We start from the raw sequence: 13,767 nt of genomic DNA on the forward strand, positions 1-13,767 counted from the left end.
ACGAAGCTTTCGCAGGTAACGGGAGGGGTGGAAGGGGCGGCCGACGGTGTTGCAGCACCAGGCCGCCCCGACTCATGTGCGGATCAGGCGGCTTCCTTGGCCGGGGCACGACGACCACCCACAGCGCCGCCGGGAGCCTTCACACCACGGGCCCGCAACGAGTACGCCACCCGGGGGCGGCGGCCGTTGTCGTCCACGTAGGGCATGACCGCCATCGCCTCGAACTCGATCGGCCGGAACGGCAGCCCGGGAACCTCGTCCGGCAGGGTCGGGCACACCTCGGCGGCGACCTTGACCTTCACCGACTTGGCCTTGCCCCGCGCTTCCGGGTCGGCATCGATCACATCCACCGCCCACAGCGGCAGACCGGTCTCCTTGTCCATCTGCGGACGCTTCGTCTCGAAGTCCGTGATCGCCTCCACGCCCAGCGCGAAGGCACCGTGCGGGAACACCGTCCCGAAGGACACCGGCAACGCACCCTGAATAGCCATCAATCAGCCTTCCATTTGATGATCACTCAACCACTTGTCCGGTCAAGTTGAGTTCAGGATAACCGGCCACACTTGATCGGACAAGTAGATAAGTGGCCGGTGTTCGCCCGCGACTACCCCGCCGGGTAGGAGTCCTCCAGTTCGTGCAGGTCACCGGGAAGAACCACCTCGGCGACCGCGATCACTTTCTCTGAGGCATCCAGTATCCGAGCCGTGATGCCGAGCACGGGAGTCCCCTCGTCCAGACCCAGGCGCTCGGACTCCTCGTCCGTGGCCAGCCGCGCGCACAGCCGCTCGGAGACCCGAGAGGGCCGCACCTGCTTGACCATCTGCACGTGTTCGCGTGCACCGATGCTGATCGACTGCTCGTCGCCCAGGTCGGTGCCGTCCGCGACGTCGAGGGGGAACCACAGGGTGACCAGCTCACTGGGTTGGCCGTCATCCAGGACCAGGCGTTGACGCCTGATCGCCGGGGAACCCTCGGGCACACCCACCGCCTCAGCCACAGCAGCGGGCACGGGAGTACGGCCCGCTTTGAGAATGCGGTTGCTCTTGGCCTCCTCGGAGGCGTCGAAGGCACTGGCGCCGGCATGGGAGCGCTCGGAGGTCTGCTGCGGAACGCCCCGCACGAACGACCCGCGCCCGTGTTCGCGTTCGATCCACCCCTGCATGCTCAGGATCTGCAAGGCCCGCACCACCGTGGAGCGTCCGGCCCCGAACTCGCGCACCATCCGGGATTCCGAGGGAAGCATCTCCCCCACGGGGTACGTACCGTCTTCGATGCGCTCTTGGATCGCCCGCACGATCTGTACGTACTTGGGCGGAGCGAACTCCAGACTCGACATATTGTCCACCTGGTGACTCTAGTACTCGTATGGTCGAGTAGCTTACTTGCGTGGTCTGGCCCTGTCAGCAGGTGGGGGCACATTTGAGCCCCGACCCGCGATCAGGGAGCACGGCGGGAAGCACGCCGCTCGGGCGCGCACATCACCGTGTGAGGAAGAACGAGGCCCGCGTGCCCCGGTCCCCGGGGTCAGGGAGAGAGAGGCCGGAGCACGCGGGAGTTCTCAGAAGGACCGCCAGTGCACGGCGCGCTCGACGATGTAGACCCGCAGGTTGTCCACCGTCGCCCCGCACACCGCCCGGCGCTCGACCTCCACCATCGCGGCGGCGACCAGGGCCACGTCATGCCGGGCCGCCTCATCCGCCGAGGACAGCACCGGGGGCACAATGCGCCGGACATGGTTGCACTCGGCCCCATCGACCTCGTGACACAGCCCGACGACGTACGTCATCAGCAGCCGTCGCCGCGTCACCGGTTCGGGCAGCACCCACCGATGCCGCTGAACCAGGGACGTCCCGTCCGGTTGCCGGGCCAGGGTCTCGTAAGTGATGGACTCCCAGTCCTCACAGGCCACACGCACCCGCACACCCTGGGAACGAGCCCAGGTCATCAGAGTTTCGCGGTCGATCACCGTGCCGCGTCCGTCGCCGCTCATCGCCGCACCGCCCCTATGGCTATGGCCGTGCGCACCAGGTCACGCAACTCGGCCATGTCATCCGGAGCGGGGGACGGCTTCGCGATCTGCACCAGGAGGTCTATCCCCCGCCGGTCGTTCTCAGCCCGCTGAGCGAAGCGACGACGCTCCACGTGCGCGTAGGGGCCACGCACCAGGGAGTAGGCGCGGGGGTCGTCGCCGTCCATCACGATGGGGTCCGGAGCGGGCCAGACCTCCACCCGTTTGGGAGTCGGCACGCGGAACAGCGGCGGGCCGGCACGGTGGTGCCTGCCGTGTCGGGTCGGTCGTATCAGAGTCACCAGCGCCCGAATCAGGGCGATAAGGTCTCTCACGTCAGCCTGCTTCCATCAGGTTGGCCGCGCCCCCGGATGCCTAGCCCGCGTCGCGGGGGTCTGCTGTCTATGGGGCGGAACCGCCGACGAACCGGGAGCCACCCGGCGCAGGAGTACGCGCCCCGCTTCATCACGAGTTCGTTCCGCTCCCTCGGCATGCCGTGCAGGGAGCCGCACGGACTGCAGGTTCACGTGCGGTGGACGAGCGGACCACGACGAGCCGCCGTGAGCGGATCGATTTCCACCCGCGACCACGGCAGGACCTGCACCGCTTCGGAGCGGATACGGCGACGGATTCCACGAAGCACGCTCCCGAGGGGACTGGGGGTGGCAGCACCCCACCGCAAGAGCAGGGGGCACGCCTGTCACATCAACGAACCCAGGACTCAACCTCTATACATAAGCTGAACCCATCCACTCATGTACATGAGTGATGTAGATAAGAGTGACGTACTCCTGTACATGAGTCAACCCTCTGAGTCGAAGACGCGGCTCCCAAGGCGCCAGCCAGGCCGTCAGTCCGTGGCCGGGATCCGGTAGTCGAGCACGAACTGATCAGCGGCCATGATGGTGTCGCACACCTCCACGACACGCCCCTCCGCGGTCACGGCGTTGCGGGTCAGGTGGATGACCGGAGAGCCAGGACTGAGCGCGAGCGCACTCGCCTCCTGCTTGGTCGCCAGACGCGCCCGCACGGTCTCGGTGTACTCCTCGAACTCGTGACCGTGCTCTTCCAACCGGGCGTAGATGCCACCACCGCCGGGGTTCTCCTCGAAGAGTTCGGGGATGTCTCGCGCCACGTCCCACGGCAGGTAGGACGTCGCTTCCTCGGTGGGTGTGCCGTCACTGAAGTAGAGCCGACGCCGGGCAAGCACCTTGTCGCCCTCATCCACGGCCAGGCGCTCGGCGATCTCTGCCGGAGCGGACACGGGACCGATGGAAATCACCTGGACCGTCGGCTTCACGCCCGCCTGTTCGGTCTCCGCGATGTACGCGGCCTTGCCCGCACGGCGATGGGAGCGACGGAACCGATCCGAGGACTTGCGTCTGACGGGCGGTCTGGACTTCACGAAGGAGCCCTTGCCCTGGTACGTGTCCACCAGGCCCGACGTCCGCAACTGGGCTACCGCCTTACGGACTGTGCCCGACGAGACGCCGTAGCGCTCCATCAGCGTCGTCTCGCTCGGAATCTCCTCAGCAGGAGCCAGGCCGCCGGCCCGGATCTGCTCTTCGATGTCGTCCGCGATCTGGAGATACCGGGGCTTCGCCGACTTCGCCCCTACAGTGCTCGCCATAGTCCTTCTGTTCCTCCTATGCTCCTGTACATGAGTAACAGCACCGGAGACAAGCCGTCAACGCCGCTGCACTCGGTGTCCGTGGCAGGTGCCGTCATACGCGAAGACGGACGCATGCTGGCGATCCGGCGCAGGGACAACGGCACCTGGGAGCCACCAGGCGGAGTCCTGGAGTTGGACGAGACCCCCGAAGATGGCGTGGTCCGGGAGGTCCTGGAAGAGACCGGCATCCACGTCGAAGTGGAACAGCTCACGGGCGTCTACAAGAACATGGCCCGCGGAATCGTCGCTCTTGTCTTCCGCTGTAAGCCGTCAGGGGGCGAGGAGAGCACCACGAGCGAGGCAACCGCCGTCGAGTGGCTCACACCCGACGAGGTCAAGAAGCACATGGGCGAGGTCTACGCAGTTCGCCTTCTGGATGCTCTGGAACCGAACCTCCCTCGTGTTCGCACCCACGACGGGAAACGACTCTCCTCAAGCCAGTAAGTACTCTCCCGAGCACACTACGAGGCAGAACTCATCTCGGAAAGGGTCGGTTTCTGATTCCATGGGTGACCAGAAGACGCTCTACGTGGTGGTGTGCGCGGCAGGACCGGCTTCCGAAGTCGGCACTCTGGTCAGGTTGGCCCAGGGCCGAGGCTGGACAGTTCAAGTCATGGCCACTCCAGCCGCTGTCAGCTTGATCGAAGTCGAGACCTTGAAGAAGCAGACCGGCCGACTAGTCCGGAGCCAACACCGCGCGCCAGGGGACCCCCGCTCTCCGAAAGCCGACGCCATCGTCATCGCCCCGGCCACGTTCAACACCATCAATAAGCTGGCCAACGGGATCGCCGATAACTACGTGCTGGACGTGGTGAGCGAGGCCATCGGCCTCGGTGTACCGACCGTCATCCTCCCCTTTGTGAACTCCGCTTACGCCAGCAGAGCCCCGTTCCGAGAAAGCATTAAGAAGCTCCGAACCGAAGAGGTATTCGTATTGATCGGACTAGGCGCGTTCACCCCGCACGAAGCCGGAAGCGGGTCGAGCGTGTTCGACAAATTCCCTTGGCAGCTTGCTCTAGACGAAGCAGAGAAGACTCTCTAAGGCAGTAGAACCGGAATCCAGGTCTGCAATGGATGAACCGTGAAACCGATGGCCCCCTATCAACACCGCTGCACTCGGTTTCTTTTGCAGGGGCAGTCATACGCGCGAACAGACGCGTGCTGGTGTTCCGCCGCAGGGACAACGGCACCTGGGAACCCCTAGGGCACCCCGAAGTTGGACGAAACTCCGGAGAAAGACGTTGCGCGCGAGCCCCTGCAAGAAAATGGAATCCACGTCGAAATGGAACACCTTACGGGTGTCTAACAAGAAGATGGCCCGGAGGATCGTCTACCTAGCCCTCCGCTGCAAGCCGCCCCGAGGAGAAATATACGCAAACCCACTGAACATCACCAACAATAGTGAAAATTTTATCTATTCATGCACCCCCCAGCCTCCTGAAGGTTACATCAGATACCCGACCAGATATCCAAGAAGTACAATCATTATTACCTACATTCGGATCCACCCACTGCACTCGTTTAATTGGAGAGAACTCCTCCGACACCCTCTTGGCAAGCTTTTCTGACCGCTTGTCGCTCGACACGACCGCGTTCCCTAACCGCAAGGAGAGTTCAAGCAGGTGAGCATCCTTAAGAAGCGCCGCTATATCGTTTGCATCAGGTAGACACTCATTAATTTTTGATCGAAGCAATCTATTTTCCTTATCCTCAGCTCGCTTAATAAGTTTTCGCGACATCATCTGATACCTCCAGTTCAGTGACAACTTGCTTCCGTTTTTCTTCCATTCGCGAGTTACTTCAGGAGAGAAAACTGCGCCAATCCTATTCGTCAATACGGCTGCCAAAATATTCCTAGCATTATCTGACATAGGACTGTTGCTCGTACTAGCACTTCCAGCCACACACGCATCAATTATAATGTATTCACTCTCATTTGACGGCTTCAAAAACCCTCCTCCTGCATCCTGTCTTCTACCGCGTCTAGATATTCCATTTCAGAATTCATAACAACTTCGTCGAAATCGATAGGCCAGTCACCGAAACGCCCAAACTCATCAACGTTTGCAGTCTTAAGGCTGGTGCACCCATCTTCCGAGGATCGAGTGAACCAGTGCAGGGCCACATCTTCCGGATCGACCTCTTTGTGCGCAAGAGAGGACTGGACCCCCTTAATAATCAGTGGACTATGAGTTTCAACTATTACCCTTACACCCCGTTTCGCATGCCTCACAAGAACTTTGGAAAGGGCGGACTGAGCCCGTGGATGGAGATGAATCTCGGGCTGTTCAATATAAACAATCTGACCTGCGTCAGCGGCTATCAGCGAAACCAAAACAGGAAGGGTTTGGGAGACACCAAAGCCAACATCGGCAATATTTACTAGGTCATGTGCCCCGCCTTGCTGTGCATGCGGAAGCCTCCCTACTAGGAGCTCTACGCTGATGTCATTCACTGGCTTGGACATGATCTTCCATGTCAGACCAAGACTCTCTAGATCCCGATTCAACGCGGAAAGCTTAGCTTTATCCTCGGTAGATCCATTCTGCCAAGAGTCAATTAGACTAGCTACGTACTTCTCAAACTTTCCGGGAAATGCAGTCCCCACAGCAGAACTTGGATAAACGCGTTCAGGGTTCCCCCGGAGTCCGGGAACGTGGATCGTATCCACAGCCAGCCTGCGAAACGTGTTCACCGCGTAGTTAGGAATGGGAAATTCAAATGAGTCAACTTTCACCGAAGCTTCAAGAAAACAGCGGTTTCTCTTAATCGAACTCTTGGCCGACGCTTCGTCAATTAGCTTTTCATATCGCTTGAACCGCGAACCGGGCGCCTCTCGCAAGAATTCGATATCGGCAGACATTCCCTGATGAAGGTTTACCTCTTCTCGCCTTTTTAGCCGCATGTTCTTCAAGTGCAATCCACTTTTCACCTTCGTGAATTGAAGATCGACTGAAATGCCGTTAATGTGCGCGCCAACGGAGAACATTTTGGCAGCGTCATTTTTCGACCTGCCCCTCGAGAACATTTGCTCCACAGACGTCAGTGCAACATTCGGACCATTCATCAAGAGAGGCCCCGGGTCAAACTGAGCTTCGATCGTTTGCTTCACGAGAAGTAGACCCTGCATAAAGCTCGATTTTCCGGAGCTATTCGATCCTCCAATCAGCGTCAAAGGCTTTATTTTCATTTTTGTCATACCTCTAATTGACTTATATCCCATAATTCGAAGATATAGAGTTTTCACCTTCGGGCGCCACCTTTTGATGTCTGATGATTCTGTCATTAGCTCCTCCATTTGCTAGTCTGCCTGCTGCTGTTTGCCGAGTTGGGCTGTATGGGATCAAGGCGACGGCGCTCGCGCCGTCGCAGCGGCCCTCGGCCGCCGCTCGGGCTGCGGGCTGCCGCCCGGTCCCGAGCGCACGGCCGTAGGCCGCACGCACGCAACGTCTCTCGGACAGGCCCGTACGGCGAGCGGGGCCAGAGCTGCCCGATACCTCCATGGTGACTCAGGACACAGTCGCCTGTCAGGGCATTTGGTCCCAATGGTTGATGACGTGTTCAGGTCCCGGGGTGCCCGATGGCGCGACACGGACTGTCTGGGGTGTCGGCCCCGGCGCCATCGGGCACCCCGGACCGAAGACGATGGTTGCCGAAGACCGGGGCTGAGGGAGCTTGGTTCAGGTATGCGGGACAGGCCATCGCACCTGGGGCGGACGTCCTGTGGCTGGGGTCAAGAGCAATGCACATTCAGTGCACATGGCTACGGGAGAGCTCCGGAAGCGGTGAGAACCGATCGGGGCGAACGGCGAGGTCAGGGGTGGTTTCCGGGTTCCATCTACCGGTCAGAGGAGGACCCCGGTACGGGAAGAGGTCGTGGGTTCAAATCCCGCCACCCCGACTGGGAAGTAGCAGGTCAGGCGGTCAGACGCCTCCGAGAACGGAGGGGTGTGGCCGCCTGATCCGAGGGGTGTGGCCGCCTGATCCGTGTTCTGGGAGAGCTTCGGGAGACCGTGCGACCGGCACCGTTCATCGCCGCACCGCCCTCTATGGCTATGGCTGTACGCAGGTCATGCAACTCGGCCATATGCCGCGGCCATCAGGCCCACCGTGGAGGAGGGCTCGTGGCCGAGCACCGGGGCATCATCCTGAGGTCGAACATCAGCTTGGCCGTCGTTGCCGCGGCGATGCGCTGTTCAAGTTCATCGAGGTTTGCGTGCTCGGCCCAGGGCCGCGCTCCCGGCGGCCTGTGTTTAGCGCACCCCGGGCCAGGAAACATCGTCTGACCAGGCTCTCTGCGAACTCATCTGCGATCCAAGGGCCTGAGCCGACGCGCGGCGGGCACGGGGAGGGCGGCATGGGTGAGCACATCCGCACGAGTGAGCTCGACATCTGGACCGAGCAGGTCGGCGAGGGGGCGCCCGTCCTGCTCATTGGGGGTCTGGGCGACACCGTCGAGTCGTGGCAGTTCCAACTCGACGGACTCGCGGACCGCTATCGCCTCATCGCCTTCGACAATCGCGGGGCGGGGCGGACGGCGATGCCGGAGGGTCCGCTGTCCGTGGAGCTGATGGCCGACGACGCGGCCGCGGTGCTCTGGGCGCTCGACATTCCGTCCGCACACGTGGTCGGCTTCTCCGGCGGCAGCATCGTCGCCCAGGAGGTGGCACTGCGGCACCCCGAGGTCGTGCGCAGTCTCGTCCTGCAGAGCACGTGGTCGACGATGGACCGCTACCTGCGCTCGTGGGCCCGCTTCGTCCGTTGGCTCGTGGCTGTGGCGCCGAGCGAGCGAGCGTTCCTCGAGGGCTTCTTCCTCGACATCTACACGCCGCGATCGCACAACGACGGGACCGTCGACCAGATCATCGACGAAGCGCTCGCCTTTCCCCACAAGCAGTCGGTCGAGAGCGTCCAGCGCCATATCGACGCCTTCATGGAGCACGACGCTTCCGACAGGTTGTCGGCGATCGCCGCGCCGACTCTCGTCCTCTCCGGCGGCATCGACACGGTCACGCGCCCATCGCTCTGCCGAGCCGTCGCCCTGCAGATTCCCGGCGGCCTCTTCGAGGTCCTGGAGGACGAGGCCCACCAGCCCTTCCAGGAAATGCCGGACGTGTGGAACGCTCGCGTCGACGCGTTCTGGCGCGACGTGGAGAACCAGGGCTGAGACCGCCCCTGCCCTTCGGCCCGGGGCGGCCCCTCGCTCGTAGCCGCCGGATCAGCTCTTCGGCTGTCCCTCGGGCTCGGCGCCGCGGATGCGCGTGCCGACCTCGAGTTCGGTGCGCTCCTCGGCGAGGCGGCGCAGCGCCTCCTCCCCCGTCACCGTGGTGCGCGGAGTGACGAGGCTGACGACCACTCCGGCCACCAGGGCCACCGTGAGCGACGGGATCACCGCGTTGCCCCAGAAGGCACCGAAGGACTCCACGTTGTTGACGACCAGGGCCGCCGCCGAACCGCCGAGCATGGCAGCGATCCCGCCCTGCCAGGTGGCGCGCGGCCAGAACTTGCCCAGGAGCGAGGCCACCAGCAGACCCGTGAGCACCGTGGAGATCATCAGGGTGATGTACTCGATGATCGTCGTGGCCAGCAGTGCGAAGCCCAGGGCCAGGCCGAGCACCGCGACCAGGGACCACCGCGAGGCGCGGACGAGGTTCTCGGCCTTGGGCAGCTTGCCCGTGACCACCTGGGAGACGTCGCGCATCAGGATGGTGACGCCGACGATGGCGTCGGAGTCACCGGAGGACATCGTCGCCGACAGCCCGGCGACCAGCAGGAACGCGCCGATCCACAGCGGGAACAGGGTCGTGGCCAGGTACGGGAACGCCATGTCCGGGTTCTCCAGGCCGGGCGCCAGGCCGCTGGCCGACATTCCGGCGACCGCCGGGAGCAGTGAGAAGGCGGCGAAGAGCACCCCGGCGAGCAGGAAGCTGCGCCGGACGGTCCGCACGTTGGCCGCGGAGTAGATCCGCTGCCGGTAGGAGGGTGTGGCCAGCACGCCGACCGCGATGACCAGGGCGAGCGACACCGCGGGGAGCGGGCCCAGGGCCTGGACGCCGAGCATGGAGGCGGCCTCGTCGGAGACGCCCTCGCTCAGGCCGTCGAAGCCTCCGACGGTGACCAGGGACAGGACCGCCAGGACGGTGAAGCCGAGGAACAGGATGGTGCCCTGGATGACGTCGGTGATGACCACCGCCAGGTAGCCGCCCACCACGGTGTACAGGCCGAATCCGACCGCGATGACCACCTTGGCCAGGTTCTCGTCCATGCCGGTGAGGAAGGACAGGTACATGGCCCCGCCCATGATGTGCGCGCCCAGCCAGCCCACGGAGGCCAGGAACAGCAGCACGGCCACCACGCCCTTCACCGCGCGGCTGGCGCCGTAGTAGTAGCTCATCTCCTCGGCGAAGGTCATGAAGCCGTGCTTGCGGACGTCGGAGAAGAGCCACAGCAGCAGGAAGATGCCGAGGGCGCCGCCGATCCCGTAGAGCGCGCCGGCCCAGCCGTTCTGGTAGGCGAAGCCCACCGCTCCCAGGCTGGAGCCGGTGCCGACGAGTGTGGCGAGGGTGCTTCCCATCACCAGCGGGGTGCTGAGCTTGCGCCCGGCGAGGAGGAAGTCCTCTCCGGTGCTGGTGCGCCGGGCGACCCACCAGCTGATGCCGAGCATGAGGAGGACCGCGAGGAGGAGGGCCACCAGGTAGCCCATGTGGGATTCGATCATGGCGAAGGTCCAATGGTGACAGGGGAGTGACGCTCGGTGATGCACGAGGGGTGGGCCTCGCTGTGAGCGCGGGGAGGGTGGGGCACACCCGGTGCGGTGCCGGGTGTGCCCCCGGTGGGATCGGTGCGGGATCCCGGTGGGAGGCCGGTGTGCGGCGGGGTCCTACTCGGCGGGCTTGTAGAGCACCGCGTCGACCTCGATGAGGAAGCCGGGCAGGTCCGCCTGGATGGTGGTGCGGACCGGCGGCTCGTCGCCGAAGTACTCCTGGAAGACCGCGTTCATCGCCTGGAAGTCGTCCAGGTCGCGCAGGTAGACCCTCGCCTGGACGGCGTCGGCCAGGCTCGAACCGGCGGCCTCGGCCACGGTGACGAGGTTGTCGAAGGTGGCGCGGGCCTGCTCCTCGAACGGACCGTCCACCAGCGAGCGGTCGGTGCGGTGCGGGGTGGCGCCGGCCAGGTACACGAAGTCCCCGGCGATGACGGCGTGGGAGTAGGGACCGCCGGGCGGTGCGGCGTCCGGGGTGGTGATGACCTGCTTCTTCTTAGCCATGTGCGTGGCCTCCTTGGTGTGCGTGCGAGCGTCGGTGCGTGGCCGACGCGGTCAGAACAGGGTGCGGACGGCGTCCACGATCCGGCCCTCGGAGTCGAGTACCGGGATCAGCGGCCACTTGTCGAACACCGTGCACGGGTGTGACAGCCCGAGTTCGACGATGTCGCCCACGTCGGGGGCCTGGTCGCCGGTGCCGGTGAAGTCGAGGAACCCGTGGTGGTCGTTGAGCTCGACGACGCGGGCGGCGCCGTCCAGCGGGATCCGCCGGTCCCCTCGCAACAGGGCGCGGGGGACGGGCAGGTCGATGTCGAAGGACACGTCGCGCTTGCCGACGCCCAGCAGGGCCCGCCCGGGCTCGGGTCGGGACAGCACGCGTGCGTGGCAGCTGAGCGCGGGGCGCAGCGGGTCGTCGGCCACGGCGGAGCGCAGCGGCGAGGCGCGTTCCATGAAGAGGTCGTCGTGGGTGAGGTAGCAGCCGGACCGGATGATCCGCCGGATCGGCAGTGACAGTTCGGGCGGGGACGACAGGGCGTCGGCGACCAGGTCGGGGTAGCTGCTGCCGCCCGCGGTGACGATGACCTCGTCGGCGCCGGCGAACAGGCCCTCGGCGTCGGCGCGGCGCGCGAAGTCGAGCAGCCGGTCGAGCCAGGAGCGGACCCGCGCGGGCGAGTCGTCGTCGCGGCGCTGCGGGAACACGCCCTCGAAGGCCTCGACTCCGGCCAGGGTCAGGGCCGGGCAGGCGGCGACGCGACGGGCGAGGCCGAGGGCGTCGTCGAGGTCGCGCACGCCCGTGCGCCGTCCAGCCACGCCCAGTTCCACGAGCACGGGGAGGGGGCGCTGGGCGTCGGCCAGGGCCGATTCCATGATGCGTACGCCTGCGACGGAGTCGACCAGGCAGAACACGTGGAAGTCCGGGTCGGCGAGGGCGTCGGCGATCCACGCGAGCTGCCCCTCCTCCACGACCTCGTTGGCGATCAGCACGCGTGGAGCACCGAAGGACCTCATGGTGCGCGCCTGGGCGGTGGTGGCGGCGGTCAGGCCCCACGCGCCGCGGTCCAGCTGCGCCGACCACAGGTGCGGCGACATGGTGGTCTTGGCGTGCGGGGCCAGGTCGGCGCCCTGGTCCGCGCACCAGCGCGCGAAGCGGTCCAGGTTGTGGCGCAGGGCCGACTCGTCCAGGGTGACGGCGGGCAGCCAGAGGTCGCGCAGGTGCAGGCCCGCGGAGCGGACCGCGGCCGGGGTGGTGGGGCTGTCCGGCAGGGACCGCGCCTCGACGGGCGCGGTGTCCAGGGCGGCCAGGAGCGCTGCGGGCAGCCCGGACCCGGCGATGGCGGACGGTGCCTCCGGGGCCCCGACCGCATCGGACGACGGGTTCGGGGTCCCGCTCGGACCAGGGGTTGAGGGTTCGGGCCGGGGCGTGCGGTCGGTCATCGCTGTGCTCCCTGGGGACGGGGGAAGGGTTCGTTGAAGTCCTCGGGCCGGTCCAGGTGCTGGACGGAGGCCCGGACCCGGGCGCGGCGCTCGTCCTCGGCCCGCCGCTGGGCGTCGCTGAGCGGGACCCACACCGGCGGGGCCTGGGCGGCGTGCGGTTCGAGCAGGCGTCCCGCGGAGTAGGTGGCGGTGTTGGTCAGCCGCAGTGGCGCGTCGCGGACCCCGCCGTGCACGTCCACCGTGGGGAAGGATCCCCGTTCGGCGTCGAACACGGCGATGTCCGCCCGCGCGCCGACCGCCAGCGTCCCCGCGTCGAGTCCGAGGGCGCGCGCCGGGCGCACGGTGACGGCGGCGATGGTGCGGGCCAGGTCCATTCCGGCCGCCATGGCCTTGCCCATCACCGTCGGCAGGTCGAACGCCGGCCCGTACACCGAGCGGATGTGCAGGTCCGTGGAGACGACGGGATCGACCCCGGCGGCGAGTTCGGCTTCGAGCACGTCGAAGTCGAAGGCCCCCGACCCGTGGCCGAGGTCGAAGACCACGCCGGAGTCGCGCAGGCGCTTGAGGGCGTCGGTGGGCCGTCCGTCGACGACCAGGTCGGGGGCCACGCCGGTGGCGCAGTGGGTGAGGATGTCGCCCTCGTCGAGGAAGGGTTCGACGTCGGCCAGTCCGGGCGGGCCGTACCCGATGTGCACCATGAGCGGCCGTTCGATGCGGCGGGCCAGTGCCGCGGCCCGGCGCAGCGGCTCCACGCCGTGCTCGCCGACGGTGTGGCGGTCGATGCGCGCCTTGACGCCGCGGACGAGGTCGCCCTGCTGGGCGGCGACCGCGACGGCGGCATCCACGTCGAGGTTGTCCAGGACGTGGTGCTCGCCGGTACGGCCGACCAGCCCGAGCCCGGAGACGTTGATCAGCGCGTGGACCCGGAAGGGCGCGGGCTCGGCGACGGTGCGGCGCAGGCCGTCCATGGCGTAGGCGCCGGCCGATCCGGCGTCGACCCAGGTCGTCACGCCGGTGCGCCAGGCCAGCGCGACGGGGTCGAGCCCCCAGTAGGTGGCGCCGTGCCACAGGTGGGTGTGCAGGTCGACCAGGCCGGGCAGGACGAGGCGACCGGTGACGTCGACGACCTGAGCGGCCCCGGTCGTCGGGAGCCCGGGGGCGACGGCGGCGATCCGGCCCGCCCGCACGGCGACGTCGGCGGTGCCGTCGCGCCCTGAGTCGGGGTCGATGACGCGGCCGCCGCGCAGCAACAGGTCCCACACACCAACCAGTCCCTTCGATGCTGCGCTATGCGCAGCACTGTTGCATATTTACCATCGCCAGGAATAGCATTCGGCAGTGCCGCAGGTCAACACCCCCTGTGACGCGGACAACCATCGGGAGGTCGTG

General features: G+C 65.7%; 13 protein-coding genes. 3 read left to right on the forward strand and 10 right to left on the reverse strand.

Features of this window, described 5'->3' with window-relative positions; genetic code table 11:
• Positions 1 to 83 precede the first annotated feature (83 nt).
• The 5 genes from ADL05_RS19645 to ADL05_RS19665 form a co-directional block, all read right to left on the reverse strand.
• Positions 84 to 491 (reverse strand): hypothetical protein, encoded by a 408-nt coding sequence (locus ADL05_RS19645; RefSeq protein ID WP_053618460.1) that lies wholly within the window; start codon positions 489 to 491, stop codon positions 84 to 86.
• Between the two features lie 113 nt (positions 492 to 604).
• Positions 605 to 1,345: a GntR family transcriptional regulator gene (locus ADL05_RS19650; RefSeq protein WP_053618461.1), complete on the reverse strand. Its 741-nt coding sequence runs from the start codon at positions 1,343 to 1,345 to the stop codon at positions 605 to 607.
• Positions 1,346 to 1,558: 213 nt separating this feature from the next.
• Positions 1,559 to 1,990 carry a hypothetical protein gene (locus ADL05_RS19655; protein ID WP_082376586.1) on the reverse strand — a complete coding sequence of 144 codons (432 nt, stop codon included), beginning with the start codon at positions 1,988 to 1,990 and terminating at the stop codon, positions 1,559 to 1,561.
• Positions 1,987 to 2,247, reverse strand: a complete 261-nt coding sequence (locus ADL05_RS19660) for a hypothetical protein (protein ID WP_231640822.1) — start codon at positions 2,245 to 2,247, stop codon at positions 1,987 to 1,989. Before ADL05_RS19660 ends, ADL05_RS19655 begins: the two co-directional genes overlap by 4 nt.
• A 611-nt stretch (positions 2,248 to 2,858) precedes the next feature.
• On the reverse strand, positions 2,859 to 3,638 hold the full coding sequence (locus tag ADL05_RS19665; RefSeq protein WP_053618462.1) for a GntR family transcriptional regulator: 780 nt from the start codon (positions 3,636 to 3,638) through the stop codon (positions 2,859 to 2,861).
• A gap of 30 nt (positions 3,639 to 3,668) precedes the next feature.
• Here ADL05_RS19665 and ADL05_RS19670 point away from each other — a divergent pair, with 30 nt between their 5' ends.
• Positions 3,669 to 4,124 carry an NUDIX hydrolase gene (locus ADL05_RS19670; RefSeq protein WP_231640823.1) on the forward strand — a complete coding sequence of 152 codons (456 nt, stop codon included), beginning with the start codon at positions 3,669 to 3,671 and terminating at the stop codon, positions 4,122 to 4,124.
• Positions 4,125 to 4,185: 61 nt separating this feature from the next.
• The gene (locus ADL05_RS19675) at positions 4,186 to 4,722 is read left to right on the forward strand and encodes a flavoprotein (protein ID WP_053618463.1); all 537 of its coding nucleotides are present in this window, start codon (positions 4,186 to 4,188) and stop codon (positions 4,720 to 4,722) included.
• Between the two features lie 903 nt (positions 4,723 to 5,625).
• Here the strand turns inward: ADL05_RS19675 and ADL05_RS29855 are convergent.
• Positions 5,626 to 6,966, reverse strand: a complete 1,341-nt coding sequence (locus ADL05_RS29855) for a DUF3696 domain-containing protein (RefSeq protein WP_082376590.1) — start codon at positions 6,964 to 6,966, stop codon at positions 5,626 to 5,628.
• Positions 6,967 to 8,037: 1,071 nt separating this feature from the next.
• Between ADL05_RS29855 and ADL05_RS19680 the strand changes: the two genes are divergently transcribed.
• The gene (locus ADL05_RS19680) at positions 8,038 to 8,847 is read left to right on the forward strand and encodes an alpha/beta fold hydrolase (protein ID WP_053618464.1); all 810 of its coding nucleotides are present in this window, start codon (positions 8,038 to 8,040) and stop codon (positions 8,845 to 8,847) included.
• Positions 8,848 to 8,898: 51 nt separating this feature from the next.
• Here ADL05_RS19680 and ADL05_RS19685 read toward each other — a convergent pair whose 3' ends face one another.
• The 4 genes from ADL05_RS19685 to ADL05_RS19700 form a co-directional block, all read right to left on the reverse strand.
• Positions 8,899 to 10,398, reverse strand: a complete 1,500-nt coding sequence (locus ADL05_RS19685) for a sodium:solute symporter family protein (RefSeq protein ID WP_053618465.1) — start codon at positions 10,396 to 10,398, stop codon at positions 8,899 to 8,901.
• 162 nt (positions 10,399 to 10,560) lie between these two features.
• Positions 10,561 to 10,947 (reverse strand): RidA family protein, encoded by a 387-nt coding sequence (locus tag ADL05_RS19690; RefSeq protein ID WP_053618466.1) that lies wholly within the window; start codon positions 10,945 to 10,947, stop codon positions 10,561 to 10,563.
• A 51-nt stretch (positions 10,948 to 10,998) separates the two neighbouring features.
• Entirely contained in the window at positions 10,999 to 12,378 is a 1,380-nt protein-coding gene (locus ADL05_RS19695) for an alanine racemase (protein ID WP_082376592.1), read from the reverse strand.
• Positions 12,375 to 13,640, reverse strand: coding sequence for an amidohydrolase/deacetylase family metallohydrolase (locus ADL05_RS19700; protein ID WP_053618467.1), 1,266 nt, complete (start codon positions 13,638 to 13,640; stop codon positions 12,375 to 12,377). The genes ADL05_RS19695 and ADL05_RS19700 overlap by 4 nt, the downstream gene beginning before the upstream one ends.
• Between the last annotated feature and the right edge of the window lie 127 nt (positions 13,641 to 13,767).

The sequence above is a fragment of the Nocardiopsis sp. NRRL B-16309 genome (assembly GCF_001279585.1).
Classification (GTDB): Bacteria; Actinomycetota; Actinomycetes; order Streptosporangiales; family Streptosporangiaceae; genus Nocardiopsis.